The 21,451-nt window shown below is 59.2% G+C and carries 23 protein-coding genes; 12 read left to right on the top strand and 11 right to left on the bottom strand.

Translation table 11 applies throughout. The annotated features are described in order from the left end of the window. Positions 1-137: 137 nt before the first annotated feature. The 10 genes from hslV (at position 138) to tatC (ending at position 7,667) form a co-directional block, all read left to right on the top strand. Complete coding sequence (hslV, locus tag HF945_RS01530) at positions 138-662, top strand: ATP-dependent protease subunit HslV (RefSeq protein WP_290524033.1); 525 nt, start codon at positions 138-140, stop codon at positions 660-662. Between the two features lie 4 nt (positions 663-666). Continuing rightward, positions 667-2,001 carry an ATP-dependent protease ATPase subunit HslU gene (hslU, locus tag HF945_RS01525; protein ID WP_290524032.1) on the top strand — a complete coding sequence of 445 codons (1,335 nt, stop codon included), beginning with the start codon at positions 667-669 and terminating at the stop codon, positions 1,999-2,001. Positions 2,002-2,108: 107 nt separating this feature from the next. Then, on the top strand, positions 2,109-2,813 hold the full coding sequence (locus HF945_RS01520; RefSeq protein WP_290524031.1) for a hypothetical protein: 705 nt from the start codon (positions 2,109-2,111) through the stop codon (positions 2,811-2,813). After that, entirely contained in the window at positions 2,806-3,558 is a 753-nt protein-coding gene (gene ubiE / locus HF945_RS01515; protein WP_290524030.1) for a bifunctional demethylmenaquinone methyltransferase/2-methoxy-6-polyprenyl-1,4-benzoquinol methylase UbiE, read from the top strand. Before HF945_RS01520 ends, ubiE begins: the two co-directional genes overlap by 8 nt. Before the next feature lie 10 nt (positions 3,559-3,568). Further along, on the top strand, positions 3,569-4,237 hold the full coding sequence (locus HF945_RS01510) for an SCP2 sterol-binding domain-containing protein (RefSeq protein ID WP_290524029.1): 669 nt from the start codon (positions 3,569-3,571) through the stop codon (positions 4,235-4,237). Next, entirely contained in the window at positions 4,237-5,841 is a 1,605-nt protein-coding gene (locus HF945_RS01505) for an AarF/UbiB family protein (RefSeq protein WP_290524028.1), read from the top strand. Before HF945_RS01510 ends, HF945_RS01505 begins: the two co-directional genes overlap by 1 nt. A 95-nt stretch (positions 5,842-5,936) precedes the next feature. Further along, a complete protein-coding gene (locus tag HF945_RS01500; protein WP_290524027.1) occupies positions 5,937-6,272 on the top strand; it encodes a phosphoribosyl-ATP diphosphatase in 336 nt (111 codons plus the stop codon). A gap of 35 nt (positions 6,273-6,307) precedes the next feature. After that, positions 6,308-6,538, top strand: coding sequence for a Sec-independent protein translocase subunit TatA (gene tatA / locus HF945_RS01495; protein ID WP_290524026.1), 231 nt, complete (start codon positions 6,308-6,310; stop codon positions 6,536-6,538). A 30-nt stretch (positions 6,539-6,568) separates the two neighbouring features. Continuing rightward, positions 6,569-6,928 (top strand): Sec-independent protein translocase protein TatB, encoded by a 360-nt coding sequence (gene tatB, locus HF945_RS01490; RefSeq protein WP_290524025.1) that lies wholly within the window; start codon positions 6,569-6,571, stop codon positions 6,926-6,928. Then, positions 6,921-7,667 carry a twin-arginine translocase subunit TatC gene (gene tatC / locus HF945_RS01485; protein ID WP_290524024.1) on the top strand — a complete coding sequence of 249 codons (747 nt, stop codon included), beginning with the start codon at positions 6,921-6,923 and terminating at the stop codon, positions 7,665-7,667. The genes tatB and tatC overlap by 8 nt, the downstream gene beginning before the upstream one ends. 369 nt (positions 7,668-8,036) lie before the next feature. Here tatC and HF945_RS01480 read toward each other — a convergent pair whose 3' ends face one another. The 5 genes from HF945_RS01480 to pip all read right to left on the bottom strand — a co-directional run bounded on the left by HF945_RS01480 (position 8,037) and on the right by pip (position 12,913). Continuing rightward, positions 8,037-8,996, bottom strand: a complete 960-nt coding sequence (locus HF945_RS01480; RefSeq protein WP_290524023.1) for an alpha/beta hydrolase — start codon at positions 8,994-8,996, stop codon at positions 8,037-8,039. Then, positions 8,975-10,795 carry a DUF4105 domain-containing protein gene (locus tag HF945_RS01475; RefSeq protein ID WP_290524022.1) on the bottom strand — a complete coding sequence of 607 codons (1,821 nt, stop codon included), beginning with the start codon at positions 10,793-10,795 and terminating at the stop codon, positions 8,975-8,977. Before HF945_RS01475 ends, HF945_RS01480 begins: the two co-directional genes overlap by 22 nt. A 104-nt stretch (positions 10,796-10,899) precedes the next feature. Then, positions 10,900-11,382 carry a DUF3015 domain-containing protein gene (locus HF945_RS01470; protein WP_290524021.1) on the bottom strand — a complete coding sequence of 161 codons (483 nt, stop codon included), beginning with the start codon at positions 11,380-11,382 and terminating at the stop codon, positions 10,900-10,902. A 173-nt stretch (positions 11,383-11,555) separates the two neighbouring features. Further along, complete coding sequence (dtd, locus tag HF945_RS01465; RefSeq protein ID WP_290524020.1) at positions 11,556-11,993, bottom strand: D-aminoacyl-tRNA deacylase; 438 nt, start codon at positions 11,991-11,993, stop codon at positions 11,556-11,558. Next, positions 11,990-12,913 carry a prolyl aminopeptidase gene (gene pip / locus HF945_RS01460; protein WP_290524019.1) on the bottom strand — a complete coding sequence of 308 codons (924 nt, stop codon included), beginning with the start codon at positions 12,911-12,913 and terminating at the stop codon, positions 11,990-11,992. The genes dtd and pip overlap by 4 nt, the downstream gene beginning before the upstream one ends. Before the next feature lie 49 nt (positions 12,914-12,962). On the opposite strand from pip, the gene HF945_RS01455 reads away from it, so the two are divergent. Next, positions 12,963-13,376: a nuclear transport factor 2 family protein gene (locus HF945_RS01455; RefSeq protein ID WP_290525372.1), complete on the top strand. Its 414-nt coding sequence runs from the start codon at positions 12,963-12,965 to the stop codon at positions 13,374-13,376. Between the two features lie 242 nt (positions 13,377-13,618). Here the strand turns inward: HF945_RS01455 and glnG are convergent, their stop codons facing one another. The 6 genes from glnG to HF945_RS01425 form a co-directional block, all read right to left on the bottom strand. Further along, positions 13,619-15,049 (bottom strand): nitrogen regulation protein NR(I), encoded by a 1,431-nt coding sequence (glnG, locus tag HF945_RS01450; protein ID WP_290524018.1) that lies wholly within the window; start codon positions 15,047-15,049, stop codon positions 13,619-13,621. Positions 15,050-15,083: 34 nt separating this feature from the next. Continuing rightward, positions 15,084-16,169 carry a nitrogen regulation protein NR(II) gene (gene glnL / locus HF945_RS01445; protein WP_290524017.1) on the bottom strand — a complete coding sequence of 362 codons (1,086 nt, stop codon included), beginning with the start codon at positions 16,167-16,169 and terminating at the stop codon, positions 15,084-15,086. A gap of 169 nt (positions 16,170-16,338) precedes the next feature. After that, complete coding sequence (locus tag HF945_RS01440) at positions 16,339-17,055, bottom strand: DUF4124 domain-containing protein (protein WP_290524016.1); 717 nt, start codon at positions 17,053-17,055, stop codon at positions 16,339-16,341. A gap of 261 nt (positions 17,056-17,316) precedes the next feature. Then, positions 17,317-18,723, bottom strand: coding sequence for a glutamate--ammonia ligase (gene glnA / locus HF945_RS01435; RefSeq protein WP_290524015.1), 1,407 nt, complete (start codon positions 18,721-18,723; stop codon positions 17,317-17,319). Positions 18,724-18,951: 228 nt separating this feature from the next. Further along, the gene (locus HF945_RS01430) at positions 18,952-19,203 is read right to left on the bottom strand and encodes a sulfurtransferase TusA family protein (RefSeq protein ID WP_290524014.1); all 252 of its coding nucleotides are present in this window, start codon (positions 19,201-19,203) and stop codon (positions 18,952-18,954) included. Positions 19,204-19,212: 9 nt separating this feature from the next. Continuing rightward, positions 19,213-20,298 (bottom strand): tRNA (5-methylaminomethyl-2-thiouridylate)-methyltransferase, encoded by a 1,086-nt coding sequence (locus HF945_RS01425; RefSeq protein WP_290524013.1) that lies wholly within the window; start codon positions 20,296-20,298, stop codon positions 19,213-19,215. A 176-nt stretch (positions 20,299-20,474) separates the two neighbouring features. Between HF945_RS01425 and HF945_RS01420 the strand changes: the two genes are divergently transcribed. Next, entirely contained in the window at positions 20,475-21,422 is a 948-nt protein-coding gene (locus tag HF945_RS01420; RefSeq protein ID WP_290524012.1) for a metallophosphoesterase, read from the top strand. Positions 21,423-21,451 lie beyond the last annotated feature (29 nt).

The raw sequence follows: 21,451 nt of genomic DNA, 5'->3' as shown, positions 1-21,451 counted from the left end.
CCACCAGCCTTTCAGACCCGACGACACCAACCCGCGCAGCTATTCACTGTTAACTATTCACTATTAACTGCTTTCCGACGCTTGAATCCCCCCGCCCAAGCCCCACATCAGCAGAATCACCATGAAAGGAGTTTGATGTGACCACGATTGTATCCGTACGCCGCGGCAATAGCGTTGTTATCGGCGGTGACGGCCAGGTGTCACTGGGCAATACCGTCATGAAAGGGAATGCCCGCAAGGTTCGTCGGCTATACCACGGCAAGGTGATTGCCGGTTTTGCCGGCGGCACCGCTGACGCCTTCACCCTGTTCGAACGCTTCGAAGCCCAGCTGGAAAAGCACCAGGGCCATCTGGTCCGTGCTGCTGTAGAGCTGGCCAAGGACTGGCGCACCGACCGCGCCTTGCGTCGCCTGGAGGCCCTGCTGGCCGTGGCTGACAAGGAAGCGTCTCTGATCATCACCGGCAATGGCGATGTCATCGAACCCGAAGATGACCTGATCGCCATCGGCTCCGGCGGCCCCTTTGCCCAGGCCGCCGCCACCGCCCTGCTGCATAACACCGAGCTGGAAGCCCAGGATATCGTCGCGAAGAGTCTGACCATCGCCGGCGACATCTGCGTGTTTACCAACCAACAGCAAACCATCGAAGAATTGAACTGGTAATCCAATGTCCAACCTGACCCCGCGCGAAATTGTTCAGGAGCTGAACAAACACATTGTCGGCCAGTCCGCCGCCAAGAAATCCGTTGCCCTGGCCCTGCGCAACCGCTGGCGGCGTATGCAGTTGCCCGCCGAGATGCGCGCCGAAGTCGCGCCCAAGAACATTCTCATGATCGGCCCCACCGGCGTGGGCAAGACCGAGATTGCCCGGCGCCTGGCCAAACTGGCCGATGCCCCCTTCCTGAAAGTGGAAGCCACCAAGTTCACCGAAGTGGGCTATGTGGGCCGTGATGTGGAATCCATCATTCGCGACCTGGTAGAAATGGCCATCAAGTTACTGCGAGAAAAGGCCATTGCCCGGGTCGGCAGCCAGGCGGATGACGCCGCCGAAGAACGCATCCTTGATGCCCTGCTGCCCAGTGCCCGCGGCGAGGAACAGAGCAAGACCGACAACGCCACCCGCCAGATCTTCCGCAAGAAGCTGCGTGAAGGGGAACTGGACGACAAGGAAATCGACATCGATGTGGCCGCCAACCCGGCCGGCATCGAGATCATGACCCCGCCGGGCATGGAAGAGATGACCAGCCAGCTGCAGCAGATGTTCTCCCGCATGGGTGGCAACCAGCAGCGCAAGACCCAGAAGCTCAAAGTGCGTGAAGCCTACCGTCTGATCCGCGATGAAGAAGCCGCCCGCCATGTCAACGAAGACGAACTCAAAGTGCAGGCCATCGATGCCGTGGAAAACAACGGCATCGTCTTTATCGATGAGATCGACAAGGTGGCCAAGCGCGGCGAGAGCGGTGGCACCGACGTGTCCCGTGAAGGGGTGCAGCGCGATCTGCTGCCGCTGATCGAAGGCTGCACCGTATCCACCAAGTACGGCATGGTAAAAACGGATCACATCCTGTTCATCGCTTCTGGCGCCTTCCACCTGGCCAAGCCCAGCGACTTGATCCCGGAGCTGCAGGGTCGCCTGCCGATCCGGGTGGAACTCAGCGCCCTGAGCCCGGAAGATTTCCAGCGCATTCTCACCGAGCCGAAATGCTCGCTCACCGAGCAATACAAGGCCCTGCTGGACACCGAAGGCCTGAACCTGGAAATTACCGACGACTGTATCCGTCGCATCGCTGAAGTGGCCTGGCAGGTCAACGAGCGCACCGAGAATATCGGCGCCCGTCGCCTGCACACCGTAATGGAAAAGCTGCTAGAGGAAATCAGCTTCGACGCCGACGACCTGGCCACCCAGTACCACGACAAACCGCTGGTACTGGACGCGCAAGCCGTGGATCGCTATCTCGGCGAGCTGGCCGATGACGAAGACCTGAGCCGGTATATTCTGTAAACGCGGCACGCAACACGCATCATGCATCACGCCTTTCTGCGTGCCAGCGTGATGCGTGGTGCGTGCTTGCGTCTCCCTTTGCTATTATCCCCGCCGGAGGAAAACTCATGACTGCCGGCGAACAGCTTCAACACTATCTCGATCGATTCTTTTCCCTGCGCCAGCACGGTGACGATGCGGTGTTTCTGGCCCGTTTGCGCCGCCTGCAGGACTGGCAGGGTGAGCGCCTGAAAAACACCCATGCTCACCTGCTGGAAGACCCGGTCACCGCCGAGGGCATCCGCTTTCTGCTGGAAGAGGTGTATGGCGGCCGCGAACTGCTGCCCGTGGCCCGGGAAATCCGCCGCGCCCTGCCCAAGGCCATGAAACTGCTCCCGGACAAGGTCATGATCACGTCCGCAGCGGCCCTGGAGGCCGCCATCCTGACCCAGGAGCTGGATGAGGCGGTGACCGAGTTGCTCGGCGAGGAACTGGATCAACCGATCACGGAAATGACCTATCTCAAGGGTTTCCGCCAGGATCATCACCGCGAAGACCGCCTGCGTCAGCTACAATTGGTTGCTGAATTGGGCCATCGACTGGACCGTTACGTCCGTTCGCGTATGCTGCTGACCACCTTCCGGATGGTACGTAAACCCGTTCATGCGGCGGGCTTTTCGAACCTGTATGATTTCATGGACCGCAGCTTCCGGGTCATGAAGCCGGTGCCCAGCGTGGGCCTGCTGCTGGAGCAGCTGGCTGCTACGGAATCGGCCATCATGGACCGGGTTTACGATCACCACCCGTCACCGTTTGAGACTCAACATGCCTGATAACGATAAGGTCACACACTTCGGCTACCAGCAGGTACCGTGGCAGGAAAAACAGCAGAAAGTGGCCGGCGTGTTCCGCTCTGTCGCAGGCAAGTACGATGTGATGAACGACCTGATTTCCATGGGCAGCCACCGCATCCTCAAACGCATGACCATTGAACTGGCCGGCATCCGCCCCGGTCAGTCCGTGCTGGATCTGGCCGGCGGCACCGGCGATCTGGCCATCAAGTTTTCCCGCCTGGTGGGTGAAACCGGCAATGTGGTACTGGCAGACATCAACGATGCCATGCTGGAAGTTGGCCGCGACCGTCTTATTGATGCCGGCTGCAGCCACAACACCCAGGTAGCCCAGGTGAACGGCGAATGCCTGCCGTTTGAAGACAACACCTTCCACTGCATCACCATCGCCTTTGGCTTGCGCAACATCACCGACAAGGACGCCGCCCTGCGTTCCATGCTGCGGGTGCTCAAGCCTGGCGGTCGCCTGCTGGTACTGGAATTCTCCACCCCGACCAATAAGGCACTGGCCAAGGCCTACGACGCCTACTCCTTTGCCGTGTGGCCGAAGCTGGGCAAGCTGATCGTTAACGACGCCGACAGCTACCAGTATCTGGCCGAGTCCATCCGCATGCACCCTGACCAGGACACGCTTCAGGGGATGATGGATCAAGCAGGCTTTGCCCGTACCGAATATTTCAACATGCTCGGCGGCATCGTCGCCCTGCATCGCGGCTTCAAGTTTTAGGGGGCTGCTGATGAGCCTGAAAGACCAATCCCGCTCCCCCGGCCTGATCTCCACCACTGCCCTGGCCACGGTGGAACGGGCCATCAACACAGCCTTGCGCACCGATCCCGCCACTGCGGCCAAAGTGGCCATGCATTCAGGCCGCCTGGTTGCCATTGAAGTGACCCTGCCGCCCATGGCGGTGTACGCCCTGATCGTGGAAGACGGCATTGAGTTGTACCACCGCAGCGATGCCACCGCAGATGTGGCCGTCAAGGGCAGCCCCATGGATCTGGCCGCCCAGCTGCTGGACTGGAACACCCGCCCGGGGGTTATTGGTGGGCCCGTGCAGATCACCGGGAACAGTGAGCTGCTTCAGGAGCTGCAGGAGCTGGCCCAGGGGCTGCACATCGACTGGGGGGCCCTGCTCGAGCCGCTGACCGGCTCTGAACTGGCCCAACAGATCGACTACGGCGCCCGCCAGTTGTTCGGTTGGGCCAGGCAGGCCGCCGGTCGACTGGTGGATCAGCTGGGCGACTATGTGGGTAATGAATCCGGCCTCATCCCCCAGCGCCGCGAGGTCTATGAGTTTGGTCAGGACGTGGATGAGCTGCGTATGGATGTGGACCGGCTGGACGCCCGGATCCAACGCCTGCGTGCCGCCGACAACGCCGCCCGCACAGGGAGCCCTGATCACTAATGCTCCCCGTTACCCGTATTCTGGTAGTCACCCATGTGGTGTGCCGCTACCGCCTGCTGGCTCTGCTGCCCGCCCACCCATTGCGCAACCTGCTGATTGCATTGTCCTTCCTGATCCCCTCCAGCTGGATAGGCACGGGCAAACTCAGCGAGGGTGAGCGACTGCAGAAAGCCCTGGAGCAGCTGGGTCCCATCTTTATCAAGTTTGGCCAGCTGCTTGCCACCCGCCAGGATATGCTGCCTCCGGAATGGACCGCCGCCCTGGCACGGCTCCAGGATCAGGTCGCCCCGTTTGATGGCGAGCAGGCCCGAGCCCTGGTGGAAGCCAGCCTGGACCAACCTTTCGATGCAGTCTTTGAAGACTTTGACACCACCCCCCTAGCCGCGGCATCCGTGGCCCAGGTGCACCCGGCCACACTGAAGAACGGCCAGCATGTGGTGGCCAAGATCCTGCGTCCCACCATTCGCCCGGTGGTGGAACGGGATCTGAAAGTCATGGCCTTCGGGGCCCGCTGGCTTGAACGCCTGTGGCGTGACGCCCGTTACTTCCGCCCGGCACAGGTGGTGGCCGACTACCGCGACATCATTCTTGGCGAACTGGACCTGGCCGCCGAAGCCCGCAACAGTGAAGCCATGCGCCGGCATTTCCTGTTCAGCCCACTGCTCTACATCCCGGCCATTCACCTGGAGTACTCCAGCGCCACCGTAATCATCATGGACCGGATCAACGGCATCCCGGTGAATGATATCGAGCGTATCAAGGCCGCCGGCATTGATCCAAAAGTGCTGGCCGAACGCGGCGTGGAAATCTTCTTCTCACAGGTATTCCGCTTCAATCTGTTCCATGCGGACATGCACCCGGGCAACATTTTCGTCAACCCGGAACATCCGGAATCGCCCCAGTATATGGCGGTGGACGCAGCCATTGCCGGACGGTTGTCGAAAGAGGACCTGAATATACTGGGCCGCATGGTACTGGCAGTCATGCGCGAGGATTATAGCGGCCTGGTGGACGCGGTAATCCGCGCCGGCTGGAACCGCGCCCCCATTGATCGCCCCCGTTTTGAGCGGGCTGTGATCGACCTGGTGGAACCGGTTCGCTCAGCCCAGCTGGATCAGCTCGAGTTCGCCCCACTGGTGATGAAGCTGTTTGATCTGGCCCGCAATTACCATATCGAGATGCCAGTGCAGTACATCCTGCTGATGAAGACCCTGGTGCATATCGAAGGCCTGGGCCGCAGCATCTATCCGCAGCTGGATATCTGGAACACCGGCCGCCCACTGCTGGAAGCCTGGATGATGGCCGAATACGGCCCCAGCGCCACCCTGAAGAAGCTGCAGAACCGGCTACCGGAATGGACCGCCCAACTGCCGGACATGCCCGACCTGCTGCGCGATGGACTGGAAACCCTGCGCGATCTGCCCTACCAGCATGATCGCCTGGAAGCCCGGCTGGAACAGCAACTGGTACGCCATCGTCACAAGTTGATGGCCGGCGTGTCTGGATTGGGCTGTGCCGGTGCCGCCCTGTGGTTGGCCAATCCTTACAGCTGGCCGCTGGCTGCGGCAGCTCTGGTACTGGTGAGCTGGGGCTGGCGGCGCTAGACTGTGAAATCCCTTGCCGTGGCGCACTCATCACGGCAAGCCGGAAGCGGCAGCGTTCATGCCACTTACTGAAAACCTGCAGAAAAACGTCAACTATGTCAGATATTCTCAGCCAGCTTCATCAGGTACTGGAATCCCGCAAGGGCGCCGATCCGGACAGCTCCTACGTGGCCAGCCTGTATGCCAAGGGCCTCAACAAGATTCTCGAGAAAGTTGGCGAAGAGGCCGTGGAAACCCTTCTTGCCGCCCGTGATGCGGAAATCAGTGGCGACAACAAGGCCCTGATCAGCGAGACCGCGGATCTGTGGTTCCATAGTCTGGTCATGTTGGCCAAACTGGGGGAGCACCCGGACAAGGTCCTGGCAGAACTGGAGCGCCGTTTCGGCCTGTCCGGCCATGACGAAAAAGCCTCGCGCACACACAAGCACTGACGCAGGCAACACACTAATAAAGCGGAGAGTTACCCATGTTATCCGGTATCAGCATCTGGCAGTTACTGATCCTTCTCGCCATCGTGGTCCTGTTGTTTGGCACCAAGAAACTGCGCAACATTGGCGGCGACCTGGGCGGCGCGGTCAAAGGGTTCAAGAGCGCCATGAAAGACGGCGAAGAAGAGCAGGACCAGAAACGTCTTGCCGAGGAAGACGAGAAAACCACAGCCAACACCACAGAATCCAAAGAAAAGGATCAGGCGTAACCCACCGTCTGAATTCCGGTCGAGGCTGCAATGTTTGATATCGGTTTTGCCGAACTCACCCTGATCTTCATCATCGGTCTGGTGGTCCTGGGCCCCGAGCGATTGCCAACCGTGGCCCGCACCCTGGGGCACTGGCTGGGTCGTGCCCGCTCCACGTTCAACAACCTGAAGAACGAACTGGAAAAGGAAGCGGTCACCAAGGACATGCGCGAACGCATGGAGAAGCAGATGCGGGAAATGGGGCTGGACGAAGCCAGCATCCGTGAAGCCAGGGAAAGCCTGCTCAGCCCCGACGAGATTGCCCGGGCTCGCCAGCCTGCAGGCAGCGAAGAAAACCGTATCCAGCCGCCTTCCAACCAGGACGCCCAGGACCCGACACGCAATGACTGACGCCAGCACCGATACCGGCCAGCCACTGATTGCCCACCTGCTGGAACTGCGCAACCGATTGCTCAAGGCGCTGGTTGCTGTCTTTGTCGTCTTTCTCGGCCTGTTTTATTTTTCCCGCGAACTCTACACCCTGATCGCGCGGCCATTGATGGAAGCCATGCCGGAAGGCACCAGCATGATTGCCACGGGTGTGGCAGCGCCGTTCCTGGCCCCGTTCAAGCTAACACTCTACCTGAGCGTGTTTGTGGCCATGCCTTTCATTCTCCACCAGGCATGGGCCTTCGTGGCACCCGGTCTGTACAAGCATGAAAAGAAACTGGCGGTACCCCTGCTGGCCAGCAGCGTCATGCTGTTCTACGGCGGCGCCAGCTTTGCCTACTTTGTGGTGTTCCCGCTGATGTTCCAGTTCTTCACCGCCATTGCTCCGGAAGGCGTGGCCGTGACCACCGATATCAGCAGCTACCTGGACTTTGTGCTGGCGCTCTTTCTGGCCTTTGGCCTCGCCTTCGAGCTGCCAATCGCCATTGTCCTTCTGGTGAGTACCGGCGCGACTACAGTGAAAAAGCTCAGTGCCGCTCGCGCCTATGTGGTGGTGGGCTGCTTTGTGCTCGGCATGCTGCTGACCCCTCCCGACGTGATCAGCCAGACCCTGCTGGCCTTGCCCATGTGGTTCCTGTTTGAAATGGGATTGCTGGCAGCCCGACTGGTCGAGAAGAAGTCCGCCACCGACGCGCCATAGCGACAATGGTGGCGGCCTGCCCCCACTGCTGCCCCACATTTTCAGCCCCCCCCTCTTTGGGACAGGCCCCCTTCCTTTGTGGGAGCTTGCTTGCAAGCGAATTCGGCCCTTGCCAACACGTCTTCGCCTGCAAGCAAGCGCCTACCCGGGAAGAGCCTACGGAAGCTGGGCAACGGCATCTGAAAATTGGCTCGTCGCCAATTCATGTCTTCATATCACGAAAGACCCTGCCGGAATGTCAGCCCCGCTGTGCTCAGTCAAGCAGACACAAACCGTGGGACAGCAGTGACTTACCCGCCCCGGGTGCTGTGGCGAGATTGCTGATACGCAGCCAGTCTCTTTCTGTCGGCGCCGACCAGCGCCCCATCATCAGAAAGTGTAGCCCCGCTCCGGGCTGCCTGGCGGCGCAGGGTTTTCCAGCGGCGGCAACACCGGCGCGTCCGGGGTATCCGGTGCGACGGGTGGCTCACTGGGCTGGGGGGGCTGGGCGGCACAGCCCTGCTCATCGAGAAAGTCCACAATACGCTGCTGTACCGCCGGGTCCCGTGTACTCTGCCCGTGGCTGCCATGCAGGGGCTGGAAAGTTTTGGGCGCTTGTGCTGCCGCGTACAGACGCTCTCCGTGGGCGTAAGGCACCACCTCATCCTCATCACTGTGCATGACCAGTAACGGCGTCGGCCCGATGGCCACAATCCGCTGCTCCGGGTCCTGTTCACGCTCAGGCATGCCAGGCACCACCAACCAACGGAAAGGCCACAGCAACCAACTGGTTTTCATGATGTCGCTGGTAATGTCCCTGTAGCTGGCAAACGCGGCCTCCAGTACCACGCAATCAGCAGCCTGGGCATTGTCTTGCTCTCCCAGCACCGTGGTCGCCAGTGCGCCTCCAAGGCTTTGTCCGAACACCACCAGCGGGCCCTCTGTACGCCTTGCGGTGCGCAGCCAGTCCAGCCCCAGCTGTACATCCGCATAAACCTCTGGCAGACGCGGCTTTCCCTCCGACAGGCCGTAACCACGATAATCCAGCAGAAAGACGTTGTAGCCACGCGCGGGCAACCAGTGCACATTAGCCAGGTGAGTACTGATGTTCTGCGCGTTACCGTGCAGATAGTAGACTGTGCCGCGCACGGGCTCATCGCCGGACGCAGGCAGCCACCAGCCATGGATGCGCAAGCCCCGCGGGTGTATCAGCACGATATCCTCGTACTTCAATCCCTGATTCTCGGGGTTCTGCACCCAGGGAGACATGGGATAGAAGAACAGCTTGCTACAACCGGACAGCCACAAACTCGCCAGCCCGACTGCGATTAATCGAAGTACCATCGCCATTGCAGTTTGAACTCATTCTCGCCATCGCCACGCCAGCCTTCCCGTTCAAAGGAGGCCCGCAACCCATGTTGTCGCGTCATGGCCCACTGCACCGAAAAGGTGGACGTGTAACGGTAGACGTCATTGGTAAAATAATGACCGACACTGCCAAGCTGCCACTGCCAATCTCCCCGGCGATACAGCAAGCCGGTATCCACACCGGCCCCGGGAGTGACAAAGCTATCGAAGGCACTGTTGTTCTCCAGCCGGAAACTGGACAGCAGATAGGGCTGCCAGTTACCCCATAGCCAGCTGGCGCCCGCGCCCCCCTGTACATAACGCACCAGTCTGCGGCGTTCAGCCCACGCCCGCTCCAGCCCACCTTCCACGTACCAGCTCAGAGGTTTGATAAAGCGGTTACGGGGTGCCAGGGAGCGAATGCTCACCACACCCAACTCTTCCAGCTTGGGGTCGCCGGAATCGGTACTACGCAGCGTCAGGTCAATCCCTTCGATCTGCGCACCACGCAGAAAGCCATAGGGGTTATCCAACAGATCATGATAAGTCAGCCGATAGCTCAATTCACCAAAGTCCTGATTGCCATCACGCTGGCCGCCGCTGGCCGCCAGCATCTGGGTCCCGTGTCCTTTTTCCGGAGGCTGGGCATCCACGGTTTCCGGCATCTCCACCGCAGGTAGCCCGTTCATGGCAGAAAGCAGGGCAAAGGAATCCCCCGCCACCTTGTCGGTTCGTTCTTCCTTGCGGTACTTGAGGCGCAGGTAGCGATAGGCCACCGTGACCATGAGCGACTGCTCCTGCTCACTGGCCGCCAGAAAACCCTCGCTCTCCAGCAGGCCTGGGTCTTCTGCCAATCGACGAGACAGAGCCTGCTGGGCCCCGCTCAACTGTTGGCGCAGGTTATCCAGCTCAACGGCTTTGGAAGGGCGATAGTGGCGCTCACTGATAAAACCGGCGTCATCCAGGGCCCGCACGGTATTCACCGGCACTTCCGCGAAACGCAGGTCGTCCAGCAAATGGGAGCCCGGCCGGGCCACCTCCATCAGCTCCAGCAGCCTGAACGAGCAGTTTTCATCAAAGAAGTAATAATCGAAATTGATATCCTTGAGCTCCCACAGGTGCTCAATCAGCCAGTCCATTTCCTGCTGATCCAGGTCCAGGGTGTATTCCCACATGTCCCGATTTTCCATGTGCGAGTATTCCTGGATCTTCTGCACATAGGGCACCAACGCAAAACGGCCGGGATACCCCCCGGCAAGGCCGCGATAGATATAAAACAGTGAATTGTCGTCTGCCATGGCAACGGCGCCGAAATTCACCGCCCAGGACAACCAGACAGACGCATCCTCCCCCTGATCCAGACGGAGCAGGGTGTGTCCAAACATGGAAGAGGGGCTGTTCAGGTAGGCGGCAGGAAAGACCAACACCGCCCGGCTGGCCGTCACGGCCTGGCGCCACTCCTGATAATCGTCACAGTGCGCCAAGGGCGCAGCATCCTGCCAGCCCAGCTGCGCGGAAAAGAAACGGTAGCGGGCAGGAAAACGGCAGCGGGCCTCAGCCCCTGCAGGCGCCAATGCCTCCCGGCTGGCAACCAGTTCCGCCAGGGGATCATCTGCGCCGACATCAGAAAAAAAGAATTGCTCATCATCCACATAACTGCGATGACGATCACGCAGGGTTGCACCGGGATTGATATGCAACAACGCCTGCCAGCGAGGCTGCGCGGCAAGTTCCTTGTCAGAAGGAGAAGCAGAAACGGTTGCGCACCAGCACAACAGCAAACTCAGGAAAACCGCACGCATTGAAAAGATCCGTCAGACCGGCAAGTAATCAGCAATCCGGCAAGCATGCCAGACAAACAAAGCCCCGCCGAAGCGGGGCTTTGATTCAAACCTGAAAGTAGACCTTACACAAGGTACTTGGACAGGCTCTGGTCTTTCTTCATCACGTCAGTGATGGACGCCATGACGTCTTCTGCAGTCACGTCCTGATGCGGGAAGATGGCTGCAAAGTTTTCGTGCATTACCGCATTGAAGTGTGCACGGTCAGAGGCCTCGATACCCATGGATACAGACAGGGCAGTCAGGGCTTCGCCTTCACCGGTGGCCATATCCTGGGCCACTTCTTCCATCACACCGGTCATGCCGAGCAGGCTCTGGCCGCTGTAGGTCAGTGCGCCACTGGTGTCACAACCATTGGTACCGGTAGTCATGCCGAAGGTGGCGTTACCGGAAGTACCGTTCACGATGGTCGCCAGCAGGTGCATGGGCATACCGGACTGGCCTTCAAACAGCAGGTTACCCCAACCACAGCCCGGGCCACCCGGCGCCACAGCCATGGCAGAAGAAGATGCGCCCAGCATGGCAGCAGCAATCAAAGTCTTTTTCATCCTGAATACCTCCACGTTTTTATAAAATCATCCCTGGGGATGCAGATCAGGCTAGCCTGCATCGCACGGCAGATATAGGGCAATCCACCGGTGCTCTCCCCGTCACCCTTTCCAGGCAACTGATCTCATCATAAACAAGGGTGACACCTTTGCAACACGAATGTGTCACTCCGTCACGACTCCAGTAAAAAGGTCACAGGGCCATCATTGACCAAAGAAACCTGCATATCTGCCGCAAAAATCCCGGTTTCCACATCCACCCCCTCAGCACGCAGGCAGGACACCGCATGGTCATACAGCCGCTGTCCCTGCTCCGGATCGGCTGCCCGTGAGAAGCTCGGACGGCGCCCCTTGCGGGTGTCCGCCGCCAAGGTGAACTGAGATACCGCCAACAGTGAGCCGCCCACATCGCGTACGTCCAGATTCATTTTCCCCTCCGTGTCGGCAAAGATCCGGTAGCCCACAATACGTTGCGCCATCCGCGCCACCGAAGTCTCTTCGTCATGGGTCTCGATCCCGATCAACAACAACAGTCCATGCGCAATTTCACCCACCGTCACCTTGTCCACCTGGACCTGCGCTTGCGCCACCCGCTGAATCAACACCTTCACGCCATCACCCTTTTGTGTATCCGTTTCACCGCCTCCACCAGCGCATCGGCAATCGCAGGATGGGAGGCCGAATGAGCACCGCCGGCCACCTTGGTCAGCACGCTGTTGGGGAGTATTTCGTGCAGGGTTTCTGCCTGATCCATCGGACAGACAAAATCCCGGTCGCCGTGAATAATTTCCACAGGCAAGACAATGCCTGCACATGCATCCAGCAAGGGCTGCTCGAGAAAACCCTGATGACGGAAGTAATGCACCTCCTGGGTGGCCATGCACAGCTCATCATCCCCGCCCGGCCCGGCAGGCAGTGGCGACATCCCTGCCAGCACCGCTTCCCAGTTACACCAGTGGCGGGCAAACTCACGGGCCTGCGGCCCGGCCAACCCCTCGGCATAACGCTCGAGCAGATTGCCCGGGAACGCCGCCACCGGCGCATTGACCGCTTTCCACTCCCGCGGAAACAGTCTGGCAGCACCACTGGCCGTGTACAGCCAGTCCATGTCCTGCTGTCGACACAGGAACACGCCTCGCAGCACCATCCCCAGCACCCGGGAAGGATGCGCCACCGCGTACGCCAGACCCAGAGTCACCCCCCAGGAGCCGCCAAACAGCAGCCAGCGATCAATCCCGAGATAGGCGCGCACCGCCTCAAGATCTGCCACCAGATGCATCGTGGTATTGTTGCGGGTCTCGGCCAATGGGCGGCTTTGACCCGCACCACGCTGATCCAGCAAGATAATGCGAAATTCCCGGGGATCAAAAAAACGGCGCTGAACAGGAGAGCTCCCTCCGCCAGGGCCACCATGCAGGACGACAACTGGCACCCCGTCAGGATTGCCACTTTCTTCCACATACAACTGATGACCATCACCGACCGGCAGGTAAAACGCGTGGTGACAGTCAATAAAAGGAAACAGGGCCATGGGTGCAACGTTATCCCGACCAAAAACAGCAGCATACCTGTTGATCATAGTGCTGCAACTGCTGATCAGCGGCTGCCAGCAATCCCCGCCGGAGGAAGCCATCAAGGCCGCCCTGACGGAACTGGAAGAGGCGGTTGAAGCCGGAGACACCGGCACCATACTGGACAGGCTGACCGACTCGGCCGTGGTCCATCGCGGCGAGAGCATGGACAGCAAAACACAACAGCGCACCCTGGTTGGCTTGTTCTTCCGTTACCCCAAGCGGCAAGTCACACTGGCAGGCATCCGTATTGACACCGCCCCCAACGGAAAAACCGCCCGCGCCCGCTTCACCGCCCTGGTATGGGGAGGCAGAAATGTGCTGCCGGAAAAAGCCGACAGTTATCAGGTGGACAGCCACTGGGTGCTGGAGGATGGCGACTGGAAGATTGAGAGCCTGGAGAGTGAGCGGGTTTATGAATGACAGTGAACAGTGAACAGTGAACAGTGAACAGTGAACAGTGAACAGTGAACAGTGAACAGTGAACAGTGAACGCTGCGCGACCGGCATAACCTGTCAAGTATTTGTTTTGCTTTTTCCTTATCTTTAAAACGAAAAAAGGCCGCACCAAAACATGGTCGCGGCCTCCTTCCTGGAAGTAACAACGACGCGCTATCGCGCCGCTGTTAACTGTTCACTATTAACTGTTAACTGTTAACTGCCTCTCAATCGTCATCCCCGCCCAACTCACTCTCCATATCAAGTTCCTTGATCTTGCGAGTCAGCGTATTGCGCCCCCATCCCAGCAAGGCCGCGGCGTCGCGCTTGCGGCCGCCGGTGTGCTGCAAGGCCACTTCGATCATGGTGCGCTCAAAGCCGGGCACCGCTTGTTCAAGGATGCCACGCTCGCCCTGGGACAAGGCGCGGTCCGCCCAATTGCGCAACGACTTGAGCCAGTCGCCACTGACATCACCGCCCTTGCTGGAAACCACCTCTTTCAGTTCTGGCGGCAGATCATCCACCAGCACCTCACGGCCCGAGGCCATCACGGTAAGCCAGCGGCAGGTATTTTCCAGTTGCCGCACGTTACCCTGCCAGGCCTGGGCGGCCAGATATTTTTCCGTATCCTTGTGCAGCACTTTTGGCTCCACGCCCAACTCATTGGCTGCGCGCTGCAAAAAGTAATTGGCAAGCCGCGGAATATCTTCACGGCGCTCTGAAAGCTGTGGAATGTGGATGCGAATCACATTGAGGCGGTGAAACAAATCCTCACGGAAGTCGCCTTCTTTCACCAGTTTTTCCAGGTCCTGGTGAGTAGCGGCAATGATACGCACATCCACCTGGATGGGAGTGGTGCCGCCCACCCGGTAGAATTCGTTTTCCTGTAGCACCCGCAGCAGACGAGTCTGCGCTTCCAGCGGCATATCACCAATTTCATCCAGGAAAAGGGTGCCCCCGTTGGCCTGCTCAAAACGACCAACCCGCTGGCTGTTAGCGCCAGTAAAGGCGCCCTTTTCATGACCGAACAGCTCCGACTCAATGAGATCCTTGGGAATGGCGGCCATATTCAGCGCCACAAAATTCTTCTCGCGCCGCATGGAATGGCGATGCAGCGCCCGGGCCACCAGTTCTTTACCGGTGCCGGACTGACCATTGATCAGCACCGTCACATTGGAATGACTGAGCCGGCCAATCGCCCGAAACACTTCCTGCATGGCGGGGGCTTCGCCAATAATCTCTGTGGGCGCTTCTTCCACCGCCGCCGGCACCCCTTCCTGGGTTTCTTCCCGGTGCTTGATAGCACGGCGTACCAAAGCCACAGCCTCATCCACATCAAACGGCTTGGGCAGATACTCGAACGCACCGCCCTGATAGGACGCCACGGCCGAATCCAGATCCGAGTGAGCGGTCATGATGATCACTGGCAAATCCGGATTCTTGCGCTGAAGGATCTTGAGCATACGCAGGCCATCGGTTCCCGGCATACGCACATCACTGATCAGCACGTCGGGCTCAGCGCCCCCTTCTTCCAGGGTGTTCAGCGCTTCATCGCCATCTTCAAAGCAGGTAACTGCATATCCTTCCTGGCTCAGGGCTTTCTCGAGAACCCAGCGAATCGAGCGGTCATCATCCACAACCCAAATACTTACACTCATGACCTGCCTCTCCGTGCCTTTCCCATTATTTCATTCATAACGCACTGATCTCTTTTTCGACTTCCTCCGGCTGCTCCATGGGCAGCAGGATACTGAAAACGGTTTCACCGGGAGCACTCTCGCACTCAATCAGGCCGTGATGCTGGCTGATGATGGACTGGGCAATGGACAGTCCCAGCCCGGTTCCGGCAGCCCGGCCACTGACCATGGGATAGAACAGGGTTTCCTGCACTTCCGGATCAATCCCCGGACCGTTGTCGACCACATCGACCCGCAGCACCAATCGGTGGCGCAAGGCGCCAATGGTGAACTGACGGAGCACCCGGGTGCGCATGATGATGCGGGCATCCTCGGTGGCCGACTCCAGCAGGGCCTGGGTGGCATTGCGAATCAGATTGAGCAGCACCTGGATCAGCTGATCCCTGTCGGCCACCACATCCGGCAAACTGATGTCATAGTCGCGCCAGATCGCCACCCCACTGGGATGCTCCGCCAACAGCAACTGACGAACGTGCTCCAGACATTCATGCACGTTCACCGGCCGGAACTCGGGCGGCTTGCGCGGCCCCAGCATACGGTCGGCCACATTTCGCAGGCGGTCAGCCTCATCGATGATGACCTTGGTGTACTCGGTCAGCTCCGGATCGGGCAGCGCGCGCTCCAACAGCTGGGCAGCACCACGAATCCCCCCCAGAGGATTCTTGATTTCGTGAGCCACCCCGCGCACCAACGCACGAGTAGCCTGATGAGCATGCAGCAGGGCTTCTTCACGTGTAATGCGAAGCAGTCGGTCCAATGCCTGCAGTTCCAGCAGCAGACACAGCGGCTGGCCTGACTCATTGATGGGGCTGACGGAATAATCCACCGTCACTTCATACCCCGGCGCCACCGAAAGCCGCGCTTCTCGCCGCGTGAAGGGATGTTCATCCTGTATGCACTGCTGAAGTGCACCACGCGCCTCTTCGTCATCGTAGAAATAGTCAGGAAGGGGCTGACCAATGGCACGCACAGCACTGGTTGCGAGCAACATTTCTGCTGCAGGATTCAAATAGCGCACGCGAAGCTCACTATCGAGCATCACCACCGCTGTGCGCAGGTGATCCAGTAACCGTTTGTGCAAAATGACACCATCCTTCGACTATTGGCCCATAACAGGGCATAAGCAATTATCAGGCCACCTTGCGCGCACCGTTAAATCGCCCGGTTTCAGGTTCAATGACGCGTTTCAAGACGCATCTGAAGGAGAGTGTATCGAGAAGGGAGGCAACTTTGCACCAAATGGGTGCAAATTAGTTCCTTGGCGTGGGACGAGGCAGTGCAGGACGGGCCGGGCGGGCGCGATCCGCCGCCCCTCCTACGCTGGCAGCACCACCCACGCTGGCGCCACCACCAACACTGGCTGCGTTGCCCCGATCGGCCGCACCGCCCACATCCGCGGTTGCGCCATTGGCATCCGGACGGCGACGGAAGTCACTGGCGGTACTGCGATGCACATAAAGCTCGATGACCGGGGAGGCAATCTTTTCCACGCCGTTTTCATCCACCACTTTCACCTGAAGGCTATGAACGCCTCGCTCCGGCATTTCCAGCGCCATACCCGGCTGGGCCACCCCGTTATCGTAAAGGACCATGCTGTCACCGGACTGCAACGACGGCTCAAGTGCAACAGATACCTGGACTGCAGAATCCGGATTTCTGATCGTTGCCTCATGTTCCGGAGAGGTAATTTCAAGGGAGCTGTAGCCCTGCGCCTTTTTCGCCGGCTCAGACTCTTCCTCCCCGGAATCCAGGACAGTCCTCATTTTTTCTGTGGGCACGGTGTTGAGCTTGCGCAAGTGGACTTCTTCCGCCTCGCCGCTTTCCGGCGGCTGATCAGTGAATACCACATTGCCATTGGCATCCACACTGCGATAAATGCCGCTGGCCGGCTTGTCGCCTGCCTCGGCAGCTACCACTGACGCCGACAACGCCACCAGCCCCAACACCCATCCCCATTGCTTTTTCATAACCGTCTCCATGACTCTATACCCCGATTCTGTCTTCTGATTCGACAACAGGGAAGGCCTAATTGCTCAATTTGCTGCATGATCAGTAAAGATCAGCCCCATCCCGGCCCGCGGTGAGCCCCAGCCACCCCCCTAGCCCGGGGTTGGGGCTGGGGATTGGCGTGCAGCATGTTGCGTGAAGCGTGATGCAGCCGCAGAGCGGCCACAAAAAAGCCCCCGACAAGCGGGGGCTTTTTCACTACTGCTTTTCCCGAAGGGAAATTAGCAGGAGTAGTACATGTCGAACTCAACCGGGTGCGGGGTCATGTTCAGACGCTCGATCTCACCACGCTTCAGGTCGATGTAGCCTTCCAGCATGTCCTTGGTGAACACGTCACCTTCGGTCAGGAAGTCCATATCAGCTTCCAGGCAATCCAGCGCCATGGTCAGGGTGTGAGCCACGGTCGGGATGTCTTTCGCTTCTTCAGCCGGCAGATCGTACAGATCCTTGTCCATGGCATCGCCAGGGTGCAGCTTGTTCTTGATGCCGTCCAGGCCAGCCATCAGCAGTGCGGCGAAGCACAGGTAGGGGTTGGCAGACGGATCAGGGAAGCGCGCCTCGATACGACGGGCCTTGGCGCTGCTCACGAACGGAATACGGATGGAAGCAGAACGGTTACGGGCAGAGTAGGCCAGCATTACCGGGGCTTCGAAACCGGGCACCAGACGCTTGTAGGAGTTGGTGGAACCGTTGGTGAAGGCGTTCAGGGCACGGGCGTGCTTGATGATACCGCCGATGAAGTACAGGGCTTCGTCGGACAGGCCTGCATAGCCGTCGCCAGCGAACAGGTTCTTGCCATCTTTACCCAGGGATACGTGCACGTGCATACCGGAGCCGTTGTCACCGATCAGCGGCTTGGGCATGAAGGTAGCCGTCTTGCCGTAGGCGTGAGCCACGTTGTGCACGCAGTACTTGAGGATCTGAACTTCGTCAGCCTTGTTGGTCAGGGTGTTGGCGCCAACACCAATCTCACACTGGCCAGCAGTACCCACTTCGTGGTGATGCACTTCGATGTTCAGGCCCATGGACTCCATGGCAGAACACATAGCGCCACGCAGATCGTGCAGGCTGTCTACCGGCGGAACCGGGAAGTAACCGCCTTTCACACCCGGACGGTGACCGATGTTGCCACCTTCGAAGTCTTCGTGGGACACCCACGCCGCTTCTTCGGAGTGAATGTTGTACATGGAACCCTGCATGTCGGATTTCCACTGCACGGAATCGAACACGAAGAACTCCGGCTCAGGGCCGAACAGGGCGGTGTCAGCGATACCGGTGGACTTCAGGTACTCTTCAGCGCGCTTGGCAACGGAACGCGGGTCGCGCTCGTAACCGGTCATGGTGTTCGGCTCGAGAATATCGCAACGCAGATTCAGGGTGGCCACGTCAGTGAACGGGTCCAGCACGGCGGTTGAGTCGTCAGGCATCATCACCATGTCGGACTCGTTAATGCCTTTCCAGCCAGCGATGGAAGAACCGTCAAACATCTTGCCATCGGTGAAGAAATCTTCGTCGATCTCACCCACAGGCAGAGTTACGTGCTGCTCCTTACCACGGCTATCGGTGAAGCGCAGGTCCACCCATTTCACATCGTTTTCTTTGATCAGTTTGAGGGTCTTCTCAGACATTATCGTGCGTCCTCCTAAGGAACAGCGGGTTTATCTCTGGCTCTTTCTGTTGCACCGGCATGGAGCAACACAGAGAGCCGGTATTCTCGGCCAGACGGCCAGCAATGCCAATAGGGAGGCAAATACCATGCCAGCCCTTTTTTAGCGCATCAAGCCGAAATACAAGGGGCAACGGCAGGCAGCACCAACATTGCGCACCACAATAGCGCATCACGGCGGTGCACAGCACTAAAACAGTGCACCATTATCCTCACCCACCCGCAACACAACAAATACCTCGTTGCCCTGCTCCCCGGTTTCCAGCACCTCGTGGCCGTTAATACGGCACCAGGCAGGAATGTCATTCAAGGATCCGGGGTCGGTGCTGATGACGCGAAGACAATCACCTGTGCTCAGGGTTCGCACCTTGTTCTGCGTTTTGATGACCGGCATCGGGCACAACAGACGGCGCGTATCCAGTTCATGAATCGGATCAGTCATGATGTCACCTCAGCCCACATTCCAGGATACCGGCACGTCATCCGGCAACGCCGGCTTTACCGTCACCTGGCGAGCCACGCCATCGGCCTGGCGGATTTCCAGGGTCACCTCATCCAGCACGCGGCCTTTCGAATAACGGGCCACAATGGCGGCAGCCTGGTGGAGCTCGTCATCATTTTCAAAGTTGCCGTCCACCAGTGCCAGCGGCCCCGGGCAGCTCACCGTGGTGATACTGGTAAACATGTAGCGATACCCTTCCAGAAAGCGGTTCTCCCCCTCCTCACGGCTGATGATCAGCTTGTAGTGAGGCTGAGGACGCAGATGCCGCCCCACCTTGAGCAACATGATGTCATCCAGCTCGTAACGGCGCTCGTTACGGGCCTTCCACAGATCCGCCAGCTTATTGGAATAGGATTCGTCGGTCAGGAAACAGCAGCCACCGGCGGGCTGGGCAAAGTCATCCAGCCCAAACTTCTTGGCCAGTGCCATCTGCGGTTTACGGTTACGGCCGGAAAAGTCATGAAGCTCGTCACGATTCACCCAGCCTTCCCGCTCGGGAAGAGTCGCCGGCAGGTTCCGGGCACAAAGGGGCCGCAGCAGGCGATCATCAGCGCCAGACTCCTGACTGATGATCGGCATGGTTTCCTTGCGCTGACTCTTGGGGCGCTGACCGATCACCTCACCGGTGACAATGAAATCAAAACCACGATCACCGGCAAATTCCCGTGCCTTGTTGATCATCAGGGTAGCCTGATTGACCATGAAGATCTTGCAGTCCAGACAGGGGTTCAGATTGGCGCCGTAACCGTGCTTGGGATTGAGCACCACATCCTTGTACTCCTCGGAGATATCAATGATGTGCATCTTGATACCAAGCTGCTCGGCCACCCACAAGGCGTTGTTGCGTTTTTCCTTGTCCTTGTCTTTCTTGCGGATGGCATGGGTATGCCCTTCCACGCAGAAGCCGGTGAAAAAGTTCACCCCTTCCACCTCGATACCCTGCTCCTGCATTACCTTCACAGCCAGCATGGAATCCAGTCCGCCGGATACCAGCGCAATGGCACGGCGCTTGATGGGTTGGGTTGCCTCAGTCATGAATAAACCTGCCTGTCAGGAGCGTACCCGGTGAGCACGCCCCGAGCCTGAAAATTGGGCGGCGAAGTATAGCAACGAGGCGGTTTTCACGCATCCTCCACGGCCACCGCTTGTCACTTGCACGTCACAGCCCACCGCCACACTCCCCGATCCCGGAGCTTTTACACGGACCCAACATGCAACACCGGCTTCGCCGCCTTGGCACTCTGCTGATTCTCATTGCCGTCAGCGCCGCACTGGCCTGGTGGTGGCACATCCCCCATGCCCCCTGGCTGGTACACAAGAAGCCCCTGGCAGGGCAGCGGGTATGCGTGATCGGCGACGCAGGCTGGGGTAATCAGCCAGCCCTGGCCGTGGGGCAGGCCATCGTTGAACTGCACTGCGACCAGGTCCGTTATCAGGGGGACCTGGTCTACCCGGATGGCATCAACGGGCCGGACGACCCGCTCATTCAGGAACGCTTCCTGCCCCCGCTGCAGCCTGCGCTGGACGCCGGCATCCCGGTATATCTGGTGTTGGGCAATCACGACTGGAAACAGGATGGGGAGGCCTGGCTGGAGGTGGCGCGCCGTCACCCGCTGATCCATCTGCCCCATTTCTACTATTTTGAGCAGTGGCCGGATGCCTGCGCCTTCAGCCTGGAAACCACCTGGTTCGAAAAGTGGTATCACCTGCACCGGCAAGGCAACTGGCTGAAAAAGAGCAAGCAGATCGCCCGGGAGCAGGGGTGTCGATTCAGCATGGGTTTCGCCCACCATCCCATGTTCAGCACCGGCTCCCACGGCAATGCCCATGAGATGATCAACCTGGGCCTGAAGCACAAGCTGGTGGGCAGCCTGGATCTGCTGCTTGGCGGCCACGATCACATCCTGTCAGATGAGGGAGAATACCGTGGCACCCGGCAACTGATCTCCGGCTCCGCCAGCATCAACAACGATCTTGGCCCAGCCAGTGACAGCCAGACATTCACCCGCGCCACCCACGGCCTGCTGACCCTGGACTTTCATGAAAATGACGAAAAGCTTGATGCGGAATACCGCTTCTACAGCGTATTGGGAGAGCCGGCCGATCCCCTGATTACACTACTTTGGCAAGGTCATCAGCCCGGCAAGGGGGTGCGATAGTCAGCGCGGGAAAGCGGGCTCGGGAGCAA

This window comes from Alcanivorax sp. (assembly GCF_017794965.1).
Classification (GTDB): Bacteria; Pseudomonadota; Gammaproteobacteria; order Pseudomonadales; family Alcanivoracaceae; genus Alcanivorax.
This window is presented reverse-complemented; position numbering and strand designations above follow the sequence as displayed.

What these genes read in the sequence shown, in the direction of transcription:
- hslU (WP_290524032.1), top strand. Translation starts at nt 667, where the DNA reads ATGTCCAACCTGACCCCGCGCGAAATTGTTCAGGAGCTGAACAAACAC.
- HF945_RS01520 (WP_290524031.1), top strand. Translation starts at nt 2,109, where the DNA reads ATGACTGCCGGCGAACAGCTTCAACACTATCTCGATCGATTCTTTTCC.
- ubiE (WP_290524030.1), top strand. Translation starts at nt 2,806, where the DNA reads ATGCCTGATAACGATAAGGTCACACACTTCGGCTACCAGCAGGTACCG.
- HF945_RS01510 (WP_290524029.1), top strand. Translation starts at nt 3,569, where the DNA reads ATGAGCCTGAAAGACCAATCCCGCTCCCCCGGCCTGATCTCCACCACT.
- HF945_RS01505 (WP_290524028.1), top strand. Translation starts at nt 4,237, where the DNA reads ATGCTCCCCGTTACCCGTATTCTGGTAGTCACCCATGTGGTGTGCCGC.
- HF945_RS01500 (WP_290524027.1), top strand. Translation starts at nt 5,937, where the DNA reads ATGTCAGATATTCTCAGCCAGCTTCATCAGGTACTGGAATCCCGCAAG.
- tatA (WP_290524026.1), top strand. Translation starts at nt 6,308, where the DNA reads ATGTTATCCGGTATCAGCATCTGGCAGTTACTGATCCTTCTCGCCATC.
- tatB (WP_290524025.1), top strand. Translation starts at nt 6,569, where the DNA reads ATGTTTGATATCGGTTTTGCCGAACTCACCCTGATCTTCATCATCGGT.
- tatC (WP_290524024.1), top strand. Translation starts at nt 6,921, where the DNA reads ATGACTGACGCCAGCACCGATACCGGCCAGCCACTGATTGCCCACCTG.
- HF945_RS01480 (WP_290524023.1), bottom strand. Translation starts at nt 8,996, where the DNA reads ATGGCGATGGTACTTCGATTAATCGCAGTCGGGCTGGCGAGTTTGTGG.
- HF945_RS01475 (WP_290524022.1), bottom strand. Translation starts at nt 10,795, where the DNA reads ATGCGTGCGGTTTTCCTGAGTTTGCTGTTGTGCTGGTGCGCAACCGTT.
- HF945_RS01470 (WP_290524021.1), bottom strand. Translation starts at nt 11,382, where the DNA reads ATGAAAAAGACTTTGATTGCTGCTGCCATGCTGGGCGCATCTTCTTCT.
- pip (WP_290524019.1), bottom strand. Translation starts at nt 12,913, where the DNA reads ATGGCCCTGTTTCCTTTTATTGACTGTCACCACGCGTTTTACCTGCCG.
- glnG (WP_290524018.1), bottom strand. Translation starts at nt 15,049, where the DNA reads ATGAGTGTAAGTATTTGGGTTGTGGATGATGACCGCTCGATTCGCTGG.
- HF945_RS01440 (WP_290524016.1), bottom strand. Translation starts at nt 17,055, where the DNA reads ATGAAAAAGCAATGGGGATGGGTGTTGGGGCTGGTGGCGTTGTCGGCG.
- glnA (WP_290524015.1), bottom strand. Translation starts at nt 18,723, where the DNA reads ATGTCTGAGAAGACCCTCAAACTGATCAAAGAAAACGATGTGAAATGG.
- HF945_RS01430 (WP_290524014.1), bottom strand. Translation starts at nt 19,203, where the DNA reads ATGACTGATCCGATTCATGAACTGGATACGCGCCGTCTGTTGTGCCCG.
- HF945_RS01425 (WP_290524013.1), bottom strand. Translation starts at nt 20,298, where the DNA reads ATGACTGAGGCAACCCAACCCATCAAGCGCCGTGCCATTGCGCTGGTA.
- HF945_RS01420 (WP_290524012.1), top strand. Translation starts at nt 20,475, where the DNA reads ATGCAACACCGGCTTCGCCGCCTTGGCACTCTGCTGATTCTCATTGCC.